We start from the raw sequence: 22,631 nt of genomic DNA, 5'->3' as shown, positions 1-22,631 counted from the left end.
GCGGCAACTCCTTTGACTATGAGTGTCCTTCGGGGGAGCCGGGAGCGCGAGAGGGGCGACGATCACGGAGTGCCAGGAGTACACAGGCGCAGGCGAGCGCCGCCTCCGCCACCGCGCAGGCGGCGGCCTGGAGCAGGGCCTGGTCCGAGGGGGCCGTGGTGATGTCGAACCAGGCGTCGAGGACCGCGACGGCGGCGGTCGCGGAGGCGGTGAGGCGGGCGCGGGGGTCGCCGCGCAGGCCCAGGAACGCGGTGGCGGCGCACCCCGTGGCCATGAAGACGTCGAGGCCGATCCAGGCGAGGGACCAGTGCCGGACCTCCGTGTTCGCCGGGAGGGTCAGGCCGAGCACCACCATCCACGGCACGAGCAGGACCGCGGCCGCGCCGAGCAGCACCAGGATCCGTTTCGTTCGCATGCCTCCACGTTTCGATCGCATACCCCCACCCTAGACCACAGAGAAAATTCTGCAAAGAAAATTCTGCAGACATCACTCTGCGGAGCGACACCGCCCGGCTACCGTGTTCCCATGCCCGTCCCCGACCCCACCACCGCGCCCGAGCTGACCAGCCTGGAGCGCACCGCTCTCTACAAGTCCCTCGGCAACCCCCTGCGCCGCCGCATCCTCGACTACCTCGGCCGGCACGGCGAGGCCAACTCCACCGTGCTCGCCCGCGAACTCGGCGAGAGCTCCGGCACCACCAGCTACCACCTGCGCAAACTCGCCGAGCAGCGGCTCATCGAGGAGATCCCGGAGAAGTCCGGCGGCCGCGAGCGCTGGTGGCGGGCCCTGCCCTTCAGTCACACGACACCCGACCCCGCCTCCATGTCCCCCGAGGAGTACGCCGCCGCCGAACACCTCGCCCTGCTGAAGATCGAGGTCGACACCGAACTGTTCCGCCGCGCCCACCAGGAGTACCGCGGCCCGGAGGGCTGGGCCCAGGTCCAGCGCCACGGCTCCTGGATGACCAGGGACGAAGTGCTCGCCTTCATGCGCGAGTACCACCAACTCCTCGCCCGCCACAGCCACACCCGCGAGGAGGCCCCCGAGGGGGCGCGCCCGGTGAGCTTCCGTTTCTACGCCGTGCCGGACGCCGTGGGAGAGTGGAAAGGTGAACCGACTGGCCCATGAAACGTCCCCGTACCTGCTCCAGCACGCCGAGAACCCGGTCGACTGGTGGCCCTGGTCGGACGAGGCCTTCGAGGAGGCCCGCGAGACCGCCAAGCCCGTGCTGCTGAGCGTCGGGTACAGCAGCTGTCACTGGTGCCATGTGATGGCTCACGAGTCCTTCGAGGACCAGGTAACCGCCGACTACCTCAACGAGCACTTCGTCAACATCAAGGTCGACCGCGAGGAACGCCCCGACGTCGACGCCGTCTACATGGAGGCCGTCCAGGCGGCCACCGGGCAGGGCGGCTGGCCCATGACGGTCTTTCTCACTCCGGATGCCGAGCCGTTCTACTTCGGTACGTACTTCCCGCCCGCCCCCCGGCACGGGATGCCCTCCTTCCGGCAGGTGCTGGAGGGGGTCCGGCATGCCTGGACGGACCGGCGGGAGGAGGTCACGGAGGTCGCCGGGAAGATCGTGCGGGATCTGTCGCAGCGGGAGATCGGCTACCAGACCGCGCAGCTGCCCGGTGAGCAGGAGCTCGCCCAGGCCCTTCTCGGGCTGACCCGTGAGTACGACGCGCAGCGCGGCGGCTTCGGTGGTGCGCCCAAGTTCCCGCCCTCCATGGTGCTGGAGTTCCTGCTGCGCCACCACGCCCGCACCGGTGCCGAGGGCGCTCTGCAGATGGCGCGGGACACCTGTGAGCGGATGGCGCGCGGCGGGATCTACGACCAGCTCGGCGGCGGCTTCGCCCGGTACTCCGTGGACCGCGACTGGATCGTGCCCCACTTCGAGAAGATGCTGTACGACAACGCCCTGCTGTGCCGGGTGTACGCCCACCTGTGGCGGGCCACGGGATCCGAGCTCGCCCGCCGTGTCGCCCTGGAGACCGCCGACTTCATGGTCCGCGAACTGCGGACGAACGAGGGCGGGTTCGCCTCCGCGCTGGACGCCGACAGCGACGACGGTACGGGCGGCCATGTCGAGGGCGCGTACTACGTGTGGACGCCGCGGCAGCTGGCGGAGGTCCTCGGGGCCGAGGACGCCGAACTCGCCGCCCGGTACTTCGGGGTGACCGAGGAGGGCACCTTCGAGCACGGGCAGTCGGTCCTGCAACTCCCGCAGCAGGACAACTTCCTCGACGCCGAGCGGATCGGCTCCGTCAAGCGGCGTCTCCTGGACGCCCGGGCGAACCGCCCCGCCCCGGGCCGCGACGACAAGGTGGTCGCCGCCTGGAACGGCCTCGCCATCGCCGCCCTCGCCGAGACCGGCGCCTATTTCGACCGCCCCGACCTGGTCGAGGCCGCGGTCGGCGCCGCCGATCTCCTCGTACGGCTGAATCTGGACGAGCACGCCCACCTGGCCCGCACCAGCCGCGACGGCCGGGCCGGTGCCAACGCGGGGGTGCTGGAGGACTACGCGGACGTCGCCGAGGGCTTCCTGGCGCTGGCGTCCGTGACGGGCGAGGGGGTGTGGCTGGAGTTCGCCGGGCTGCTCCTGGACCATGTGCGCGCCCGCTTCACCGACGCCGGGACCGGCGCCCTGTACGACACCGCCGCCGACGCCGAGCGGCTCATCCGCCGCCCGCAGGACCCCACCGACAACGCCACCCCCTCCGGCTGGACGGCCGCCGCGGGCGCCCTGCTCGGCTATGCCGCCCACACCGGCTCCGAGCCCCACCGCACCGCCGCCGAAAAGGCGCTGGGGGTCGTGAAGGCGCTCGGACCGCGCGTCCCGCGGTTCATCGGATGGGGGCTGGCCGCCGCGGAGGCCCTCCTCGACGGGCCCAGGGAGGTGGCGGTCGTCGGACCGGCCCTCGACGATCCGGAGACAAGGACCCTGCACCGTACGGCACTTCTGGGCACCGCCCCCGGCGCGGTCGTCGCCGTCGGCACCCCGGAGAGTGACGAGTTCCCGCTCCTGGCCGACCGCCCCCTGGTGGATGGCCGGCCCGCCGCATACGTCTGCCGTAACTTCACGTGCGACGCCCCGACGACCGACCCGGAGCGGCTGCGTACGGCCCTGAGCGGCTGAAACGACTGGAAAGCGGGATGTTCAACCTGTCGGATTTGGGCAGGTGTTCGGATAGATACCGCTTCCTGTGCCACCGTTCCGAAACATGCTATTTATCGGAAGAGTGCCCCCGCTTCACAGATCCCCCCTAGTCTCTCCACAGCGACGCGACAGGTGTCACGCACCGTCGCGTCAGGGGGACTTGGGGATCTGGGGGGATCTGTTTGCTGACGTCTGTCTTCATCGCCGCCGTCTCACTGGCCTTGTTCTGGATGGCGGCCTTCACCTTGTGGTGGCAGATGCACGCGTGGCGTACGCCCGAGGTGCTGGCCTCCACCCGTTTCAGCAGACCGGACGGCGACGAACACCTGTCGTTCTCACTGCTGCTTCCGGCCCGGCACGAACAGGCCGTGCTGGACCACACCATCCAGCGGCTGCTGGAGTCCACGCACACCGACTTCGAGATCATCGTGATCGTCGGGCACGACGACCCGGAGACCACGGAGGTGGCCGACCGGGCCGCCGAGCGTGACCCGCGCGTCCGGGTCGTCGTCGACACCCACGAGAAGAAGAACAAGCCGAAGGCCATGAACACGGCGCTGCCGCACTGCCGCGGTGACGTCGTCGGGGTCTTCGACGCCGAGGACCAGGTCCATCCCGAACTGCTCGCCCACGTCGACCACGCCTTCCGGACGACCCGGGCGGACGTGGTGCAGGGCGGCGTCCAGCTCATCAACTTCCACTCCAGCTGGTACAGCCTGCGCAACTGCCTGGAGTACTTCTTCTGGTTCCGCTCCCGCCTGCACCTGCACGCGCAGAAGGGGTTCATCCCGCTCGGCGGCAACACCGTCTTCGTCCGCACGGACGTGCTCAGGGAGGCGGACGGCTGGGACCCCAACTGCCTCGCCGAGGACTGCGACCTCGGCGTGCGCCTGTCCAGCGTCGGCAAGAAGGTCGTCGTCGCCTACGACTCCGACATGGTCACCCGCGAGGAGACCCCGGGCTCGCTGATGTCGCTGCTGAAGCAGCGCACCCGCTGGAACCAGGGCTTCCTGCAGGTCTACCGCAAGAACGACTGGAAGCAACTCCCGGGCTTCGGGCAGCGGTTGCTCGCCCGGTACACGCTGATGACGCCGTTCCTGCAAGCCTTCTCCGGTGTCGTCATCCCGCTCAACGCGGCCGTCGCGCTCTTCCTCGACGTGCCCGTCGGGATCGCCTTCCTCACCTTCCTGCCCCTGGTCACCGCCGCCGTCACCTTCGTCTTCGAGGTGGTCGGACTGCACGACTTCGGCATCCAGTACGGCCTGCGCGTCCGCTTCGTCCACTACGTGAAGCTCATCGTGGGCGGGCCCTTCTACCAGGTCCTCCTCGCCGGGGCCGCCGTCCGCGCCGTATGGCGCGAGCAGCGCGGCCGTAACGACTGGGAGTTGACCACTCACGTCGGCGCGCACCTCACCGCGGCCGAGACGATCCGAGAGGACGCTACCGCGTGACCTCCACCCTTCCCGCGGTGACCGCTCCCAAGGTCCCCGCGCAACGCCGACCTGCGCCTGAGGCGCGTTCGACCGGCCGAACGACCCCGCCGGTCCGACTCCGCTCCTCCCGCCCCGACCTGCTTCTGTGCGGTGTCCTGCTCGCCGCGATCCTCGTCGTCCAGGGCTGGAACATCACCGCCTATCCGACCCTCAGCGACGACGAGGGCACCTACCTCGCCCAGGCCTGGGCCGTCCAGCAGGGCAAGGGCCTGGCCCACTACACCTACTGGTACGACCACCCGCCGCTGGGCTGGATCCAGATCGCCCTGCTCACCTGGATACCGTCCGCGCTCAGCCCCGGCTCGATGACCGTCGGCACCATGCGGATCGCCATGCTGCTGGTCACCGCCGTCAGCGCGGTCCTGGTCTACGTCCTCGGGCGGCGGCTGTCCCTGCCCCGCTGGGCGGCCGGCCTCGGCATGGCGCTCTTCGGGCTCTCCCCGCTGTCGGTCGTCCTCCAGCGCGAGATCTTCCTCGACAACATCGCCGTGATGTGGCTGCTGCTGGCGTTCTGCCTCGCCGCCTCGCCCAGCCGCCACCTCTGGCACCACTTCGGCGCCGGGCTCGCGGCGGCGGCCGGGGTGCTCACCAAGGAGACGATGCTCGTCGTCCTGCCCGCCCTGTTCGTCACCATGTGGCGCCACAGCCACCGCGACACCCGCAAGTTCGCCGTCACCGGCGCCGTCACGGCCTGCGCCCTGATCGGCTTCTCTTACCCGCTCTTCGCGCTGCTCAAGGGCGAACTGTTCCCGGGCAGCGGGCACGTCTCGCTCTGGGACGGGATCAAGTACCAGATGTCCAGGGCCGGTTCGGGTTTCATTCTCGACCGGGCCTCGGGCTCGCACGGGGTCCTGCACTCCTGGCTGTACTACGACCGCGTGCTGCCCCTCGGGGGCCTCGCCGCCGCGCTGCTGCTGCTGGCCGCCTGGCGTTGGTCGGTCACCGCCCGCGCCTTCGCCGGACCGGCCCTGACCGTGGCGATCCTGGCCGCGGTGGCCATGCGCCCGAGCGGCTATCTGCCCGCCATGTACATCATCGGCGCGCTGCCCTTCCTCGCCCTCGTCCTCGCCGGGGGCACCGCGTCCGCGGCCCACGCGGTGCTGCGCCGGTGGCGGGCGGAGGGCGAGAAGCGGTACGTCACCGGGGGCCGGTACGCGCTCGCGGCCGTCCTCGCCGTCGCCGCCGGGGCGTACGTCGTCCCGCACTGGTACGGCGGCGACCGCACCGCCGTCACCGCCGACGCCAATGCCCCCTACCGGCAGGCCGCCAAGTGGCTCGGCACGGAGGTCCGGGACCCGAAGGACACCCGGGTCCTGGTCGACGACGCGCTCTGGCTGGACCTGGTGCACTCGGGGTACCGGCCCGGGCGCGGGGCGATCTGGTTCTACAAGGCGGACCTCGACCCGGCCGTCACCAAGACCATGCCGCACGGCTGGCGGGACCTCGACTACGTGGTCGCCTCGCCGACGGTCCGGCGCGACGCCCGCGACCTGCCCAACGTGCGCGCCGCCATCCAGCACTCCACCCCGGTCGCCACCTTCGGCGCCGGCCCGGACCGCATCGAGATCCGGCGGATCCAGACCGCCCGCGCGGGAGGCACCCGATGACCAGCCACGAGTACACCGCCCCCGGCGAGCTGGGTGATCCGGCCGTACAGGCCGCAGAGGTCGCCGAACCGGGCGCGGTCACCGTCGTCGTACCGACTTTCAACGAGTCCGCGAACATCCGCCGGCTGCTGCACCTGATCACCGAGTCGGTGCCGTCCCGGCTGCCCTGCGAGGTGGTCTTCGTGGACGACTCCACCGACGACACCCCCCAAGTCATCCGGCAGGCCGCCCAGGACTGCCCCTTCCCGGTGACCGTGCTGCACCGCGAGGAACCCGTGGGCGGGCTCGGCGGGGCGGTCGTCGAGGGGCTGAAGGCCGCCTCCTCGGAGTGGATCGTCGTCATGGACGGCGACTGCCAGCACCCGCCGTCCCTGGTTCCGGAGCTGGTGGCCACCGGCGAGCGGGCGGGCGCCGGGCTCGTCGTCGCCTCCCGGTACATCAAGGGCGGCAGCCGGGCCGGGCTCGCCGGCAGCTACCGGGTGGCCGTCTCGCGCGGGGCGACCTGGCTGACCAAGGCCCTCTTCCCGCGCAGACTGCACGGCATCAGCGACCCGATGAGCGGCTTCTTCGCCATCCGGCGCAGCGCCGTCACCGCCGACGTCCTCAAGCCGCTCGGCTACAAGATCCTGCTCGAACTGGCCGTGCGCAGCCGCCCGCGCCGGGTCGCCGAGGTGCCGTTCGTCTTCCAGGACCGGTTCGCCGGCGAGTCCAAGTCGTCCGCGCGGGAGGGGCTGCGCTTCCTGCGCCACCTGGCCGGTCTGCGCACCGCCTCGCCCGTCGCCCGCATGGTCGGCTTCGGTCTGATCGGCGCCACCGGCTTCCTCCCGAACCTGGTCGGGCTGTGGGCGCTGACCGCGCTCGGGATGCACTACGTGCCCGCCGAGATCCTCGCCAACCAGCTCGGTGTCGCCTGGAACTTCCTGCTCATCGAGCATCTGCTGTTCCGCGACCGGCGCGCGCACCGGCACTGGTGGGACCGCGTGGGCCGGTTCGCGCTGCTCGCCAACGCCGATCTTGTGCTGCGCATCCCGCTGATCGCGTTGTTCGTCGACCGGTTCGGGATGGGTGCGCTGCCCGCCACCGCACTCGCGCTGGTGACGACGTTCGTCCTGCGCTTCGCCGGGACCGAAGCGCTGGTCTATCTCCCGCGCCGACGCCGTGGGAGTGGTATCGAACCAAAGGGAGCCGTGTGAACATGCACCGAAGAAGGACGGCACTGGTCGGGGTGGGGGCCTTGACCGCCGGTCTCCTCCTCACCTCACCCCAGTCCGCCGAGGCGGCCAACCTCATCAAGAATCCGGGCTTCGAGACGGCGGGCACGGACGGCATGCCGTACTGCTGGGAGAAGTCCGGCTGGGGCGACAACGACTTCACCTTCTCGACGGTGAGCGACGCCCACTCCGGCACCAAGGCCATGAAGGTCTCGCTCACCCGCCGCGTCTCCGGCGACCGCAAGGCGCTGATCACCGAGTCGACGCAGTGCGCGCCGGTGGTGAGCACGGGCAAGCAGTACGACCTGTCGCTCTGGTACAAGTCGACGACCCCGGACACCGCCGTCACGCTCTTCCGGCACGACACGACCGCGGGCTGGCAGTACTGGACCGATCTCAAGACCCTGGACATGGCCTCGGCCTGGACCCGGGCCACGGTCCGCACGCCCGAGGTCCCGGCCGGCACCGACCGGATCACCTGGGGCGTGTCGGTGTACGGCACCGGGTCGGCGACCACCGACGACTACACGATGGAGCAGGTGCCGGGCACCGTTCCGCCCGCCCAGTGCACGGGGAGCACCGACCAGTGCGCGAACGGCGGTTGGTCGGTGCTGCCCACGCAGAACCCGGTCCGCTCCATGCACTCCGTCGTCCTCAGCAACGGCAAGGTGCTGCTGATCGCGGGCTCCGGCAACAGCGAGGAGCAGTTCAACGCGGGCACCTTCACCAGCGCGGTGTACGACCCGGCGAAGGGCACCTACAAGGTGATCCCGACGCCGAAGGACATGTTCTGCTCGGGCCATGTCCAGCTCCAGGACGGCCGGGTGCTCGTGATGAGCGGCAACAAGGCCTATCCGGTCGCGGGCGGGCACGGCTACGAGGGGTTCAAGGACTCGTACGTCTTCGACCCGAAGACCGAGACCTACAGCAAGACCAACGACCTCAACGACGGCCACTGGTACCCGTCGGCGACCGAGCTCGGCAACGGTGACGTGATCTCCTTCGGCGGGCTGCGGGAGGACTCGACCGGTTCGGTGACCGCCGAGTACTGGTCGGACGCCCAGCAGAAGTGGCTGGCGCTGTGGCAGGTCAACCAGACCTGGTCGTACTGGGGGCTGTACCCGTCGATGATCCTGATGCAGGACGGGCGGCTCTTCTACTCGGGCAGCCATGTCTTCGGCAACAACATCCCGGGCACGGGCAGCGCGATCTACGACTACAACGCGAACACGGTCACGCAGATCCCGGGGCTGCAGAAGAAGGACGAGCGCGACCAGTCGGCGAGCGTGCTGCTGCCTCCGGCGCAGGACCAGAAGGTCCTCACCCTCGGCGGCGGCAACATCGACTCCAATCCGGACGCGAACCGGCTGACCGACGTCATCGACCTCAAGCAGGCCAACCCCTCGTACGTGGCCGGGCCGCCGCTCCCGCAGGGCACGGTGAACCTCGGCGGCGCCAAGGTCGCCGAGACCGGCAACCAGGGCAAGATGTACGTCTCCGCCGTGCTGCTGCCCGACGGCAAGGTGCTGGAGACGGGCGGCGCGCTGCACAACCGGGCCGACCCGGTGTACGAGTCGTCGCTCTACGACCCGGCGACCGCCGCCTTCGACCCGGTGGCCGCCGATCCCGAGGCGCGCGGCTACCACTCCTCGGCGTTCCTGCTGCCCGACGGCCGGGTGATGGCCACCGGTGACAACCCGGGCAACGGCACCTGGAACCACAACGTGTCGATCTACAGCCCGCCCTACCTCTACAAGGGCACCCGCCCGGCGATCACCTCGATGATCAACACCGAGTGGAAGTACGGCGACACCCAGCGGATCACGGTCGACCGCCCGATCGTCAAGGCGGAACTGATCCGCCCGGCCGCCGTCACCCACTCCTCCGACCCCAACCAGCGCTTCGTCGACCTGCCCCTGTCGGTGGACGGCAACAACGTCGACCTCAATGTGACGAGCAACCCCAACCTGGCCCCGCCCGGCTGGTACATGCTCTTCGCGGTCGATGCGGGCGGCGTGCCGTCGGTGGCCAGGTGGGTGCACCTCCAGGGCCCGGCCGCGCTCAGCGCCTCCGCGCCCTCCGCGCACGTCCACTCCTTCGCCGACTCCCCGGACGGCAAGGTCTCCGGCCCCGGCGGGAAGCGCGCCTCGCAGAAGGTCAGCCCGACGATCTCCGGCTGCGACCGGCACTACGGCTCGGTCAACGTGTGCGTGCCGACGGTCTTCCCGCCCAAGGTGAAGAAGACGGCCGCGGCCCGCTGCGCCTGGCTGAAGCAGAACCACTACGGCCGGCTGAAGGTCAACGGCGGCGACGATCCGCTGGGCCTGGACCGCGACCGGGACAAGGCGGCCTGCGGGAAGGGGGACGTCAAGCGCCGTAGCTGAGGATCAGGAGGGCCAGCAGTACCTGGGCGCTCCACTGGAGCACCACGGCCAGGGTCCGCCCTCCGGTCGCCCGTCCCCTGGGCCACAGCCCGGCGAGGACGCCCGCGGCGATCGCCGTGATGAAGCAGCCGTACACGAGTGTCCCCGGCACCTGGGGGCACTCGTTGTACTCGACGCAGCGCGTGCCGCCTTCGGTCGAGAGCACGGCGAGCGCCGGCAAGATCACGCTGGGGATCAGCAGGACCAGTCCCCATGCCGACCACCGGGTGAGGCGTCGGTCGGTGGCGGCCGTGTGCGGTGCTGTCGTCATGGCCCCAGCCAACCGGCCCGGCCGGTCCCGGGTGATCGGCCCGTCTACTCAACCCCCCTGGGTACGCATACTCAAGGCCCGCTCCACGATGGCCTCCAACTGGTCGTGGTGGGCGCCCTTCCAGTAGGCGCGGCCGCAGTGCGCGCACTGGGCGAAGACGTCGTAGGAGCGCTGGGTGCCGTGCTTCAGCTGGTCCGCGACCTCGTCCTTGGTGGCGTCCCTCAGCAGGCCGTTGCACGCGGTGCAGCGGGTCCAGGGGCGCAGTTCGGGGTGGAAGCGGTCGAGGACGTCGTGGAGTTGGTCGGCGGGGCGGGTGCTGTAGACGTAGGCGCCCGCCCACAGTTCGCGGCGGCGCAGCAGGCCCCGGTCGCGGCTGAGCATGACCCGCTGTTCGGCCGCCGAGCGGGCGGCGAGCGCCGGGTCGCCGATGTCCGTCGACTCGTACGCCGTGTCCACGCCGAGCAGACGCAGCCGGCGGGCCAGGGTGCCGAGATGGACGTCGAGGAGGAAGCGCAGGGGGGCGCCGGGCACCCGCTGGGGGCGCTCGACCGCCCGTACCCGCACGGACTCGCCGCCTGTGGGGACGTACGAGACCGGCACCTCGCGGCCGTCGACGACGAGCGTGCCGACCTCGGTCAGCGGGACGCCGGTCGACTCGACGACATGGCCGAGGGAGGAGAGGCCGTCGGTGGCGAGCACGCTGGCTCCGGTACGCCGCCCGTGCGGGACGAAGACGGCCAGTTCGGGGGCGAATTCGACGTGGATCTCCGGTGTGCTCACCGGGTCAGGATGCCACGGCGGCCGGGGTCGGGTCTCAGTGGTTTTCCCTGGGGAGGCCGTGTTGCAGGACGCCCAGGGTGCGGTCGACGAGGGCGGTGAAGTCGTCCCGGTGGCCGTTCTCGGCCCAGTAGAGGGAGGTCTCCATCAGGCCGCCGACGAGGGACATCGCGTACACCCGCACCTCCAGGCTGTCCGGGTCCCGGCCGGTGCGCTCGCCGATGGCGGTGCAGAGCATGCGGCCGCTGACCGACATGCTCTCCATCATCCGGGAGCGCACCGCGGGCACCTCGACCATCAGCCGGGTGCGCAGCCGTGCCACTTCCGCGTCCTCCTCGACACCCGTGCGGATCGCCTCGCGCATCACGTGCCGAATGGAGTCCGGCCATGGCTCGTCCGCGGGCCGGGCACGCAGCTCCTCCAGCAGGATCGGGTCGTACTCGTCCGTGAGGACGATGTCCTCCTTGGTCGGGAAGTAGCGGAAGACGGTCGACGGTGACACCTCGGCGCGGTCGGCGATCTGCTCGATCGTCGTGGCGTCGTACCCCTGTTCCCTGACCAGTTCGTAGGTCGCCGTGCGGATCGCCTCGCGGGTCTTGATCTTCTTCCGCTCGCGCAGCCCCAGCTGGGGGCGGTCGGCGGGGTGTGCGGCCGTCATGGGGGTCATTGTCCGGCATCCGCCCGGGGGGTGGCCATGGCCGGGGTGGCCGCCCCGTCGGTGCGGGTCACCTCCGGTGCGCCCGGCAGGAGGGCGGCGGCCAGCAGGGCGGCGACGAGGGCCGCGATGCCGCACACCAGCAGGGCCAGGCTCATGCCGTGGACGTAGGCGCTGTTCGCGACGGCCGTCAGGTGGGCGGCGCCCTCGGGTCCCGACTGCTGGGCGACGACGTGCGCGGCGACCACGGAGTCACCGGCGGTGTCGGCGACCTGTGCGGGCAGTCCGGTGACGTCGAGCCGGTCGCGGTAGGCGCTCGCGAGCAGGCTGCCCAGCAGGGCGATGCCGATCGCGCCGCCGACTTGGCGCAGGGTCATCAGCAGTCCGGAGCCGCTGCCGGCCCGGTCGGTGGGCAGGGTGCCGAGGGCGCCGGCCATCGCCGGGACGACCGAGAAGCCGAAGCCGACACCGGCGACCGACAGCCACAGCGCGGTGAAGCCGTAGCCGGAGTCGACCGTCGTACGGCTGCCGAGCAGGCCGGCGAAGGCGAGGACCACCAGGCCGGCGCTGACCACCGCGCGCGCCCCGAACCGGGCGACGACCGGCTGTGCGGCCCGTGCGGCGATCATCAGTCCGCCCATCATCGGCAGCAGCCGGACACCGGTGCCGAGGGCGTCGTGGCCGAGGACGGCCTGGAGGTACGGCGGCAGCACGAACAGCAGGCCGGACAGGACGAACATCACCAGTGTCGCCGCGAGCGTGTTGAACAGGAATCCGCGGTGGGCGAGCAGCGCCATGTCGAGCATGGGCCGCACGGCCCGCCGCTCGCGCAGTACCAGCGCGGTGATCAGTACGGCCGCCGCGCCGAGCATGCCCAGCACCAGCGGGTCGCCCCAGCCTCGGCCGGGAGCCTCGATGATCGCGTAGATCAGGGCGCCGAGCCCGGTCGCGGTGAGCGCGGTGGAGACGGCGTCGACCTTGGGGGAGGCCGGGTCGCTGGTCTCGGGCAGCAGGAAGACGCAGGCGGCGATGCCGATCGCGGCCATCGGGAGGTTGATGAGGAAGACCGAGCCCCACCAGAAGTGGTTGAGCAGCCAGCCGCCGACGATCGGGCCGAGCGGCAGGCCGAGCGTCGAGCCGGCCGAGACGATGCCGACGGCTTTGGTGCGCTCCTCGGGGGCGAAGAGCGAGGGTAGGACCGACAGCGCGAGCGGGGTGACGAGCGCCGCGCCGACGCCCATCACCGCGCGGGCGGCGACGATCCAGTTCACGTCGCCGGCCAGGGCGCCCATGACCGAGCCGGCGAGGAAGATCGCGAGACCGGTGACCAGCATCCTGCGCCGTCCGAACCGGTCGCCGAGGAGTCCGGCGGGGAGCATCAGCGCCGCGAAGACGACGACGTACGCGTCCGCCATCCACTGCTGTTCGCCGGTGGTGGCGCCGAGCTGCTCCGCCATGGTCGGCAGGGCCACGTTGAGGATCGTCATGTCGAAGCCGAGCACCAGCATGCTCGCGACCAGGGCCCCGAGGGCCCACCAGCGGCGCGGGTCGCGCCCCGTCTCTTCAGCGTTGATGACAGTAGCCATGAAATGAGAGTAGCTCTCAAAATCTAGGGACTGTCAATCGGCAGGGAGTTTCAAGGCATGAAAAATGGCCACGGCTCGCGAGCCGTGGCCATTGGTGCGGGGATGCTTCAGCTGTGTTTGTACGCCACCAGGGAGATGCCCACGTAGTGGACGACGAAGGCGGCGAGGGTGAGGGAGTGGAACACCTCGTGGAAGCCGAACCAGCGCGGTGACGGGTTGGGCCGCTTGATCCCGTAAATCACGCCGCCCGCGCTGTAGAGCAGACCGCCGACGATCACCAGGACCAGGACGGCGATGCCCCCGGTGCGCAGGAAGTCCGGCAGGAAGAAGACGGCCGCCCAGCCCATCGCGATGTAGCACGGCGTGTAGAGCCAGCGCGGGGCGCCGACCCAGAAGACCCGGAAGATGATGCCGGCGGCCGCCGCCGCCCAGATGCTCCACAGCAGCCACTGCCCCTTGGACTCCGGCAGGAGCAGCAGCGTCAGTGGGGTGTAGGTGCCCGCGATGATCAGGAAGATGTTCGCGTGGTCGAGTCTGCGCAGGACGCCGTCCATGCGGGGGCTCCAGTCGCCCCGGTGGTACAGCGCGCTGACGCCGAACAGCAGGCAGGCCGTCAGGGCGTAGATCCCGCAGGCGACCCGGCCGCGGGTGGAGTCGGCGAGGGCGGTGAGTACCAGTCCGGCGATGAGCGCGGCCGGAAACATACCGAGATGCAGCCAGCCCCGGAGCTTGGGCTTGACCGGGTGCGGCAGGGAGAGCGCGGCGGGGCGGCGGCCGGAGGCCGGCGTCTCCGCGTGCGCGTCGGGGGCGGACGCAGTCATGACCGGCATCGTACCTACGGAACCGTAAGTTACGGGCGAATGCGGGTCGATGACCGGTGGAGAGTGTCCATCCTCTCATGGGGAACCCGGGGTCGGAACGCAGAAAATCTCCCAGGCGAACCCAACGTGCACGCAAAGAAACCCGGGGTTATCCCGGGAGGGTGCCGATAACCGTGGTCTTCCTCACGTCGCTCACCTGTGATGCCCTCTGGACAGATGCGCACTACCATCGGATGATCAAATGAGTGCGGTCGGCACCGGATGAGCGGCTACGAAGCATCCGGGTCGCAGCCCCCACGGGGCCCAAAAGGCAAAAAAATCCCTCATTTAGGAGCGATCGTGGCGCGCGACATCGCGGCTCCCCCCGTCATCCCCACCAACCATCAGGAACTGATCTCGTGGGTGAACGAGATCGCCGAACTGACGCAGCCGGACAACGTGGTCTGGTGTGACGGATCCGAGGCCGAGTACGAGCGACTGAGCGAGGAGCTCGTAGCCAAGGGCACCTTCAAGAAACTCGACCCGATCAAGCGCCCCCACTCCTACTACGCCGCCTCCGACCCGACCGACGTCGCCCGCGTCGAGGACCGGACCTTCATCTGCTCCGAGCAGGAGAAGGACGCGGGCCCCACCAACCACTGGAAGGCGCCCGCGGAGATGCGGGAGATCTTCCAGGGTGAGAAGGGCCTGTTCCGCGGCTCGATGCGGGGCCGCACGATGTACGTCGTGCCCTTCTGCATGGGCCCGCTGGGCTCCCCGCTCTCCGCGCTCGGCGTGGAGATCACGGACTCGGCGTACGTGGCGGTGTCGATGCGCACGATGACGCGCATGGGCCAGGCCGTGCTGGACGAGCTCGGTGACGAGGGCTTCTTCGTCAAGGCCGTGCACACCCTCGGCGCCCCGCTGGAGCCGGGCCAGGAGGACGTGCCCTGGCCCTGCAACTCGACCAAGTACATCTCGCACTTCCCCGAGAGCCGCGAGATCTGGTCCTACGGCTCCGGGTACGGCGGCAACGCGCTGCTCGGCAAGAAGTGCTACGCCCTGCGCATCGCCTCCGTCATGGCGCGCGACGAGGGCTGGCTGGCCGAGCACATGCTGATCCTGAAGCTGACCCCGCCGCAGGGCGAGGCGAAGTACGTGGCCGCGGCCTTCCCGTCCGCCTGCGGCAAGACCAACCTCGCCATGCTGGAGCCGACGATCTCCGGCTGGTCGGTGGAGACGATCGGCGACGACATCGCCTGGATGCGGTTCGGCGAGGACGGCCGCCTCTACGCGATCAACCCCGAGGCCGGGTTCTTCGGCGTCGCGCCCGGCACCGGTGAGCACACCAACGCCAACGCGATGAAGACGCTGTGGGGCAACGCGGTCTTCACCAACGTCGCCCTCACCGAGGACAACGACGTGTGGTGGGAGGGCATGACCGAGGAGCCGCCCGCCCGCCTCACCGACTGGAAGGGCAACGACTGGACGCCCCGGTCCGAGACCCCGGCCGCCCACCCCAACGCCCGCTTCACCGTCCCGGCCTCGCAGTGCCCGATCATCGCGCCGGAGTGGGAGGACCCCAAGGGCGTGCCGATCTCGGCGATCCTCTTCGGCGGACGCCGCGCCAGCGCCGTACCGCTGGTCACGGAGTCCTTCGACTGGAACCACGGCGTCTTCCTCGGCGCCAACGTGGCCTCCGAGAAGACCGCCGCGGCCGAGGGCAAGGTCGGCGAGCTGCGCCGCGACCCCTTCGCGATGCTGCCCTTCTGCGGCTACAACATGGGCGACTACATGGCCCACTGGGTCGACGTGGCCAAGGACAAGGACCAGTCCAAGCTGCCGAAGATCTACTACGTCAACTGGTTCCGCAAGAACGACGAGGGCAAGTTCGTCTGGCCGGGCTTCGGTGAGAACAGCCGCGTCCTGAAGTGGATCGTGGAGCGGCTGGAGGGCAAGGCGGAGGGCGTCGAGACCCCGATCGGCGTGCTGCCGACGCGTGAGGCCCTCGACACGGATGGCCTGGACCTGGCCGACTCCGACCTCGACTTCCTGCTCAGGGTCGACAAGGAGGTCTGGCGCGAGGAGGCGTCCCTGATCCCCGAGCACCTCAACACCTTCGGCGGCCACACCCCGAAGGAACTCTGGGACCAGTACCACGCCCTGGTGTCCCGCCTGGGCTGAACCGAGCTCCGCGGTCGACCACGACTTGCCCTGACCTGCGACGTCGTCCCGGTCGGCCGCGGTGACGACCCCGAGGGCCCCGCACAACGGCGTGCGGGGCCCTCGCCCGGTTCCGGGGCGCCTACTGCGAGCGGTCCTCCAGGTACCGCGTGTGCGACTCCTGCCGCCGCGCCTCCGTGTCGCGCAGCGCCGACGCGAGCCGCTCGGCCTCCTCGTGCAGCAGGGTCAGCTGCCGCTCCAGATGCCGCTCCGGAGGCTCGGTGCCGGGCGTCAGCCGGGTCCACCACCGGGTCCGTACGAAGGTGTCGACGGCCTCGGGAACGTCCTGCCGTACGGCCCGGGACAGGGTGTGCACGCCCTCCGGGTCCTGGGCGAGCAGTTCCGCGACCCAGCCCGGCTCCAGCAGCGCGGCGAGCAGCCCGGTCAGTTCGGTGAGCCGGCCCGCGGCGGCGGGCGGCAGGTCGACGTCCGCGAGATAGGCGCCGAGCTTCTCGAAGTCGTCGCGCACCGCGTCGAGCTGGGCCGGGGGATCGGGGAAGTCGGGCGGCGCGGGCCGCTCCGGCGGGGCGATCAGCGCGCCCGCGCCGTACAGTCCGCCGACCACGATCGGCCAGTACGGACCCGCGACCCCCGTGAAGGTCAGCACGAGGCCGGCCAGTCCGCAGGCGCCGCCGGTGAGGTTCTTGCGGGACTCCAGGTAGCCGAGGACCTTACTGGTAGCCACGAATCTCCTCGAAGGCGCCGTCCAGCGAGCCCTTTCGGGCGTCGAAGAGGCGGCCACCGGTCAGGTCGGCGATGTGCTCCAGCTCCGAGCGGTCGGAGTCGCCGAAGAGGATCGGGAAGACGGGGATGTCCCGCCGGGCACCGGTGAGCCGGCGGTAGAAGCCGTCGAACTCCCCGGCCTTCGCGCCGGTGGTGTTCTCGCCGTCGGTCATCAGCACGATCGACGTGAACGTGTCGCGCTCGGCGCCCAGATGGTCGTAGGCCTTCTCCAGCGAGGTGTAGATCGCGGTGTTCCCGTCGGCGTCGAGGCCGTCGGTGTCGCGGCGGATGGCGTTCAGCCCGGCCTTGGGGTCCCCGGGGTCCACGACATGCGTCCGCACGCTCTTCACCTGCGAGCCGAACGGCATCAGCGTGACCTCCTCGCGGTCGCGGAAGTCACCGGTGAGGTCGGTGAGCGCCTTCTTCAGCGCCGCCAGCCGGTCGCCTTCCATCGACCCGGAGGTGTCGAGGACGTACACGGTGCGGGACGGGCGGCGCAGCTCGTTCTCGTAGGAGTCGAGCAGCCCGTCGGCGACGGAACGGGTGCCGGGGAAGGGCAGTTCGCGCCGTCGGCCGGTGTCCAGACCGGGCGCGGGCGGCACCGCGGCGGATACCGGGCGGCGGTGCGTGGTGTCGGTGATGAGTTTCTGCACGGCGTCGGTGCGCAGGTCCTCCGTCACCTTGCGGACGTCCTCCCGGGTGCGGGCGTCGGTCGCGGTGAGCGAGGAGAGCGGGTAGTCGGCGGTGACGACGCCGTCGCGGGGGCGGATCACGGTCAGGCCCGGGATGCCCTTGAGGACGGACTCGTAGTTGAACAGGGCGTCGACGTTCCCGCGCCGCCGGTACGCCGTCGCCAGCCAGCCCGACGAACCCGAGGTGAGCTTCTGCCCCTTGAAGAACTCCTTCAGCCGCGGTGCGGCCTTGGTGACGTCGGCGTCCGTGAGCGCGGACTGGGCGCCGGAGAGGGCCGAGGCCACGGAGATCAGGGTGGAGAAGCCGGAGTTGGAGCGGGCCGGGTCGGTCATGCCGTAGGTCAACTTCCCGTCCCGCACGGCCTGCTCGACCTGCGACCAGGTGACCTGCCCGGGCTTCCAGCCGAGCGTCCGCACGGTGGCCGGCCTGACACCGATGGCGACCGGGCTGGACATGACCGGAGTCTCGGACACCACCTTCCTCGCCGCCTCGGGGCGCAGCCGCAGATAGTCGTCCGAGGACAGCCACAGCGCGTCGTAGGCCTTGTCCGCCTTGCCCTCGGCGAGCAGGTCCACGGCGTCCAGGGTGCCCATGTAGGTGGGGCGGATGGTGACGCCGGTGTCCTCGCGGACGCGGTCGAAGACGGCGGTCATGTCGCTGAGCTCGCTGGAGGCGAGGACGCGCAGGGTGCCGGGTTTCGGGGCGGTGGGGTCGTCCTCGTGCTCCTGCTGCGAGGTGCAGGCGGTCAGGAGGGCGGCCGTCGTGGCGAGCAGGGCCAGTGCGCGTCTTCTCATACGAGCCCGCTCTCCTGCGCGCCCTGGGACCGGCTGCGCTCCAGGTGGGCGCTCGCGCCCTGCAGTTCGTCCGTCAGGGACCGGACCGTGGAGGCCATCGCCTCGGTCGCCTGGACCTTGTAGGTGTCGATGGCGTCGAGGGTGCGGTAGATCTGCTGGAAGGCGGAGCGCAGCGTCTCCGCGCCGACGGCGGGGTCGGCGGCGATGCGCTGGATCTCCCCGCTCTGCGTGGCGAGCATCTCGGCGTTGCCCCGGACGAGGTCCTCGGTCGTGCCGCGCAGGGCGTCGACCTGCTCGATCACCTTCTTCTGGTGGTCGAGGGCGGAGGCCAGCATCACGGAGATGCGCAGGGCCGAGACGGTGGTCGTGGCGGCCCGGTCGACGCCCTTGATCAGTTCGTCGTTGTTGCGGCGTACGACGTCCATGGCGAGGTAGCCCTGCGCGCACACCGCGAGCTGGGTGAGCAGGTCCTGGTGCTTCTGCCGGACGGGGAAGAGCACGTCCGCGCGGAGGGAGTCGGCGGCCTGCGGGTCGGCGGTCCCGACGCCGGCGATGTGCTCCTCCACGGCGGTGTCCAGGGCCTCGGTGAGGACGACGTACTCCTGGAGCTTGCCCATGGTCTCCCACAGGCGGACCCGTTCGGTCTGCAGCGCGGCGCTGTCCCGGCGCAGTTCGTCCTGTCCGCCGCGCAGTGAGCTCACGATGCTGTTCAGGGTGGACTGCGCGGAGGCGTACTTGGCGACGTGGTCGCGCAGCCGGTTCCCGCCGGGCAGCCGGGAGAGGAACTTCCTGCCCTTGCTCGTGGGCAGGTCGCGCGGGTCCAGGTCCTCCACGGCCCGGCGCAGTTCCACGAGCGAGCCGGCGACCTTCGACCGGGCGTCCCCGCCCTTGTCGGGCAGGCTCCGCACGGCACGTTCCAGCATGCGGTTGGACTGCGCGGCGGCGGTGCGCATCTCGCCGGCGCCCAGGGCGGTGATCTCCCCGACCTTGCCCGCGAACTCGGGCGAGCGGGCGTCGAGCGAGGCGAGCCCCTCGACGTAGGCGGCGGCCTTGCGTGCCATGTCGGCGCGGACGCCGTCCTCCACGGGCACGAGCCCGCCGGCCTTGTCCCGGGGTACGGGCGCGACGGCCTCCGGTGGTGTCAGCGTGAACTCTTCGTCGATCGCGGTCATTTGGTCGTCCCCCGTCATCCGCGCGCCCGGCGGGCCATCTCGTGCAGCACCGCGGAGGTGGGCACGGGCGCCTGCCGGACGCCGGTCAGCTTCTGGTTGAGGTGTGCGGCGCGGTCGGCGGTGGCCGCGACGAACTCGGCGGTGTCGCCCTGCGGCCGGAATCCGTGCCGGACGGCGAGCTTCCGCAGGGCCGGGTCGGTGCCGAGCAGTTGACCGAGCGCGCGGCCGTTCCCGGTGAGCGGTACGACCGTGTGGTCGCTGTTGACCGTGGTGTCCGGGTAGAGGACCACCAGGTCGTCGGCGGCGCCGCCCTTGCCGTGCTGTTCGGCGAGGAGCGAGGCGACCTGCGACTCGTAGCCGAGCACGAGCGGGTTTCCGGCGCCGCTGACGAAGTCCCGGAAGACCGCGTCCGTGCTGGACTGCTGGGCGCCCTGGACGCTGACCAGCTTGTGCAGCAGGGGTGCGGTGCGGTCGACGTCGGCGTCGCTCGCGGCCACCTTGCCGCCGTTCGCGACGTAGGAGGCGGCGGCGAGGTAGAGGGCACCGGAGTTGGAGGTCTCCGGGTCGGTGCTCGCGATGTAGAGGGTGCCGGTCAACTCCCCGTGTCTCGCCGCGCCCTTGAGCTGCTGCCAGGTGCGGTCGTGCCGGGCGGCGTCCAGGTAGCGGGCCATCTTCAGCGTGCCGCGGTTCTTCCCGTCGAGCGTGGCCAGGCCGCCCGCCGCGAGCACGTCGGCCGCGCTGCGGTGGGCCACCACCACGAGCGGCGAGTAGAAGGGCCGGGGGAGGGGCTTTCGCGTGTGGTACTTCGCGGCCAGCTGGTCGGCGGGCGCCTGGCTGGACGGGAAGGCGAAGTCGTACCCCTTGAGGTCCAGGTCCTCCATGGCCCAGGACCCCGACGCCTCGGTCTTCACGGTGTAGCCCTTGGCGGCGAGGGCCTTCACCACGTCCGGATCGGCGAAGAAGTCCGCCTTCTCCGATCCGATCACTCCACGCACGGTCTTCGTTGCCGTGCTCTTGTCCTCACCTTGTCGGCCCGCGACGACGGCGGCCACCACGCCACCGATCAGCAGTACCGCGAGGACGATTCCAGCGATTCGTCTCACGTCGGGGAGCGTGCTCGCGGAACTTGACGTTCCCCGAGGGGGGAGGTGAACGGGAGGTGACCGGCCGATCCCGGTATGCAACCGGAGCGGGCACCTCCGGCGCGGTGTGTGGCGCCCGGTCCGCGCGTCGCTGCGGGTGCACGCGGACCGGGGCCGATGAGGGGACCCCGTGGGGTCAGTGGGCGGCGCTGATCGGTTCCTGGGCCGCCGCGTGGGCGTCCATGCGCTCGGCGGACAGGATCGCCGCCGAGGTGTCCGCCCGGGAGGCGGCGACGACCAGGGCCCGGCCGGCCAGGGCGTGGGCACGGCGGTGGAGCGCCGACGGCTCGCCGGTGCCGGCCGTGGACGCGCGGACCGGGGCCCGCCCGCCGCGCAGTCGTGCCACCTGTGCGGCGAGCCGCTCGGCGGCCGTGTCCAGGTCGGCCGACGGCGTCAGCCCGCGCAGTTCGTCCGTGACGGCGAGGAGTGCCGCGAGGTGGCCGGCGAGCTGGATGTCCAGCTCCTCCTCGCGCGACCGGTGGGGGAAGTTCGAGGGGGTGCCGGCCATCGTGCTGTGGACCGACTTGGTGCGGATCGGCTCGTACATGGGAGATGGCCTCCTGTGCTCTGACAGGAAGCCATCCTAGCTTAGATTTCGTCTAAAGTTGCTCTCGATCACGCTACGGCTGGCTGTACCCGTCCAGGAAGGTGCCGATCCGGGTCACCGCGTCCCGCAGGTCGCCCACCGACGGCAGGGTCACCACCCGGAAGTGGTCCGGCTCGGGCCAGTTGAAGCCGGTGCCCTGGACGACCATGATCTTCTCCTGGCGGAGCAGGTCCAGGACCATCCGCCGGTCGTCCTTGATCTTGAAGACCTGCGGGTCCAGGCGCGGGAAGAGGTACAGCGCCCCCTTCGGCCGTACGCAGCTCACGCCCGGGATCTGCGTGAGCAGGTCGTAGGCCACGTCCACCTGCTCCTTCAGCCGCCCGCCCGGCAGCACCAGGTCCTTGATCGTCTGGCGCCCGCTGAGCGCGGCCACGACCCCGTGCTGGCCCGGCATGTTCGCGCACAGGCGCATGTTGGCCAGGATCGTCAGGCCCTCGATGTAGGAGTCGGCGTGCGCGCGCGGCCCGGAGATCGACATCCAGCCCACCCGGTAACCGGCCACCCGGTAGGCCTTCGACATGCCGTTGAAGGTGAGGGTCATCAGGTCCGGGGCCACGGCGGCCGTGGGCGTGTGGGTCGCGCCGTCGTACAGGATCTTGTCGTAGATCTCGTCCGAGCAGACCAGCAGGTTGTGGCGGCGGGCGATGTCGGTCAGCCCGCGCAGCACCGCCTCGTCGTACACCGCGCCCGTCGGGTTGTTCGGGTTGATGATGACGATCGCCTTGGTGCGGTCGGTGACCTTGCGCTCCACGTCGGCGAGGTCGGGCATCCAGTCGGACTGCTCGTCGCAGCGGTAGTGCACCGCCGTACCGCCGGAGAGGGAGACCGCCGCCGTCCACAGGGGGTAGTCCGGAGCCGGTACGAGGACCTCGTCGCCGTCGTCCAGCAGGCCCTGCATCGCCATCACGATCAGCTCGGAGACGCCGTTGCCGATGAAGACGTGCTCGACGTCCGTCTCGATGCCGATGGTCTGGTTGTGCATGACGACGGCGCGGCGCGCGGCCAGCAGGCCCTTGGCGTCGCCGTAGCCGTGCGCCGTCGAGACGTTGCGGAGGATGTCCTCCAGGATCTCGGGCGGGCACTCGAAGCCGAACGCCGCCGGGTTGCCGGTGTTCAGCTTCAGGATGCGGTGGCCGGCCGCTTCCAGCCGCATCGCCTCCTCGAGCACCGGGCCCCGGATCTCGTAACAGACGTTGGCGAGCTTGGTCGACTGGATCACCTGCATGTCCGTGAGCTTACGGCCCGGTAACGCCCGCGGGGTCGTGTTTTCCGACACGTGAGACGGGGTGCTTT

Annotated in this window: 19 protein-coding genes; 7 read left to right on the top strand and 12 right to left on the bottom strand. The window is 70.6% G+C overall.

The window, feature by feature from the left end:
• Window positions 1-16: 16 nt before the first annotated feature.
• Entirely contained in the window at window positions 17-415 is a 399-nt protein-coding gene (locus ACZ7L0_RS06490) for a hypothetical protein (protein ID WP_471241291.1), read from the bottom strand.
• A 111-nt stretch (window positions 416-526) separates the two neighbouring features.
• Here ACZ7L0_RS06490 and ACZ7L0_RS06485 point away from each other — a divergent pair, with 111 nt between their 5' ends.
• The 6 genes from ACZ7L0_RS06485 to ACZ7L0_RS06460 all read left to right on the top strand — a co-directional run bounded on the left by ACZ7L0_RS06485 (window position 527) and on the right by ACZ7L0_RS06460 (window position 9,856).
• Window positions 527-1,129, top strand: coding sequence for an ArsR/SmtB family transcription factor (locus tag ACZ7L0_RS06485; RefSeq protein WP_471241290.1), 603 nt, complete (start codon window positions 527-529; stop codon window positions 1,127-1,129).
• Window positions 1,110-3,140, top strand: a complete 2,031-nt coding sequence (locus tag ACZ7L0_RS06480) for a thioredoxin domain-containing protein (protein WP_471241289.1) — start codon at window positions 1,110-1,112, stop codon at window positions 3,138-3,140. Before ACZ7L0_RS06485 ends, ACZ7L0_RS06480 begins: the two co-directional genes overlap by 20 nt.
• A 203-nt stretch (window positions 3,141-3,343) precedes the next feature.
• A complete protein-coding gene (locus ACZ7L0_RS06475; protein ID WP_471241288.1) occupies window positions 3,344-4,612 on the top strand; it encodes a glycosyltransferase in 1,269 nt (422 codons plus the stop codon).
• Window positions 4,609-6,261: an ArnT family glycosyltransferase gene (locus tag ACZ7L0_RS06470; RefSeq protein ID WP_471241287.1), complete on the top strand. Its 1,653-nt coding sequence runs from the start codon at window positions 4,609-4,611 to the stop codon at window positions 6,259-6,261. Before ACZ7L0_RS06475 ends, ACZ7L0_RS06470 begins: the two co-directional genes overlap by 4 nt.
• The gene (locus ACZ7L0_RS06465) at window positions 6,258-7,454 is read left to right on the top strand and encodes a glycosyltransferase (protein ID WP_471241286.1); all 1,197 of its coding nucleotides are present in this window, start codon (window positions 6,258-6,260) and stop codon (window positions 7,452-7,454) included. Before ACZ7L0_RS06470 ends, ACZ7L0_RS06465 begins: the two co-directional genes overlap by 4 nt.
• A gap of 2 nt (window positions 7,455-7,456) precedes the next feature.
• Complete coding sequence (locus tag ACZ7L0_RS06460) at window positions 7,457-9,856, top strand: galactose oxidase-like domain-containing protein (protein WP_471241285.1); 2,400 nt, start codon at window positions 7,457-7,459, stop codon at window positions 9,854-9,856.
• On the opposite strand, the gene ACZ7L0_RS06455 is transcribed toward ACZ7L0_RS06460, so the two are convergent.
• The 5 genes from ACZ7L0_RS06455 to trhA form a co-directional block, all read right to left on the bottom strand.
• Window positions 9,840-10,166, bottom strand: coding sequence for a hypothetical protein (locus tag ACZ7L0_RS06455; protein WP_471241284.1), 327 nt, complete (start codon window positions 10,164-10,166; stop codon window positions 9,840-9,842). The genes ACZ7L0_RS06460 and ACZ7L0_RS06455 overlap by 17 nt on opposite strands.
• Window positions 10,167-10,214: 48 nt before the next feature.
• Window positions 10,215-10,946, bottom strand: coding sequence for a Mut7-C RNAse domain-containing protein (locus ACZ7L0_RS06450; RefSeq protein WP_471241283.1), 732 nt, complete (start codon window positions 10,944-10,946; stop codon window positions 10,215-10,217).
• 34 nt (window positions 10,947-10,980) lie between these two features.
• Window positions 10,981-11,610 (bottom strand): TetR/AcrR family transcriptional regulator, encoded by a 630-nt coding sequence (locus ACZ7L0_RS06445; protein WP_471241282.1) that lies wholly within the window; start codon window positions 11,608-11,610, stop codon window positions 10,981-10,983.
• Complete coding sequence (locus tag ACZ7L0_RS06440) at window positions 11,607-13,184, bottom strand: DHA2 family efflux MFS transporter permease subunit (RefSeq protein ID WP_471241281.1); 1,578 nt, start codon at window positions 13,182-13,184, stop codon at window positions 11,607-11,609. Before ACZ7L0_RS06440 ends, ACZ7L0_RS06445 begins: the two co-directional genes overlap by 4 nt.
• Before the next feature lie 107 nt (window positions 13,185-13,291).
• Window positions 13,292-14,005 carry a PAQR family membrane homeostasis protein TrhA gene (gene trhA / locus ACZ7L0_RS06435; RefSeq protein ID WP_471241280.1) on the bottom strand — a complete coding sequence of 238 codons (714 nt, stop codon included), beginning with the start codon at window positions 14,003-14,005 and terminating at the stop codon, window positions 13,292-13,294.
• A 339-nt stretch (window positions 14,006-14,344) separates the two neighbouring features.
• On the opposite strand from trhA, the gene ACZ7L0_RS06430 reads away from it, so the two are divergent.
• The gene (locus tag ACZ7L0_RS06430) at window positions 14,345-16,168 is read left to right on the top strand and encodes a phosphoenolpyruvate carboxykinase (GTP) (protein ID WP_471241279.1); all 1,824 of its coding nucleotides are present in this window, start codon (window positions 14,345-14,347) and stop codon (window positions 16,166-16,168) included.
• Window positions 16,169-16,289: 121 nt separating this feature from the next.
• On the opposite strand, the gene ACZ7L0_RS06425 is transcribed toward ACZ7L0_RS06430, so the two are convergent.
• The 6 genes from ACZ7L0_RS06425 to ACZ7L0_RS06400 form a co-directional block, all read right to left on the bottom strand.
• A complete protein-coding gene (locus tag ACZ7L0_RS06425) occupies window positions 16,290-16,892 on the bottom strand; it encodes a hypothetical protein (protein WP_471241278.1) in 603 nt (200 codons plus the stop codon).
• Window positions 16,879-18,417 (bottom strand): substrate-binding and vWA domain-containing protein, encoded by a 1,539-nt coding sequence (locus ACZ7L0_RS06420; RefSeq protein ID WP_471241277.1) that lies wholly within the window; start codon window positions 18,415-18,417, stop codon window positions 16,879-16,881. The genes ACZ7L0_RS06425 and ACZ7L0_RS06420 overlap by 14 nt, the downstream gene beginning before the upstream one ends.
• Entirely contained in the window at window positions 18,414-19,589 is a 1,176-nt protein-coding gene (locus ACZ7L0_RS06415; RefSeq protein ID WP_471241276.1) for a toxic anion resistance protein, read from the bottom strand. The genes ACZ7L0_RS06420 and ACZ7L0_RS06415 overlap by 4 nt, the downstream gene beginning before the upstream one ends.
• Before the next feature lie 14 nt (window positions 19,590-19,603).
• Window positions 19,604-20,692: a hypothetical protein gene (locus tag ACZ7L0_RS06410; protein ID WP_471241275.1), complete on the bottom strand. Its 1,089-nt coding sequence runs from the start codon at window positions 20,690-20,692 to the stop codon at window positions 19,604-19,606.
• 175 nt (window positions 20,693-20,867) lie between these two features.
• Window positions 20,868-21,278 carry an SCO4983 family protein gene (locus ACZ7L0_RS06405; protein ID WP_471241274.1) on the bottom strand — a complete coding sequence of 137 codons (411 nt, stop codon included), beginning with the start codon at window positions 21,276-21,278 and terminating at the stop codon, window positions 20,868-20,870.
• A gap of 73 nt (window positions 21,279-21,351) precedes the next feature.
• Window positions 21,352-22,563, bottom strand: a complete 1,212-nt coding sequence (locus ACZ7L0_RS06400) for a pyridoxal phosphate-dependent aminotransferase (protein ID WP_471241273.1) — start codon at window positions 22,561-22,563, stop codon at window positions 21,352-21,354.
• Between the last annotated feature and the right edge of the window lie 68 nt (window positions 22,564-22,631).

Source organism: Streptomyces sp. NPDC039424, from assembly GCF_055639495.1.
The sequence above is the reverse complement of the archived record's forward strand: the minus strand, read 5'-3'. Positions and strand labels throughout refer to the sequence as shown.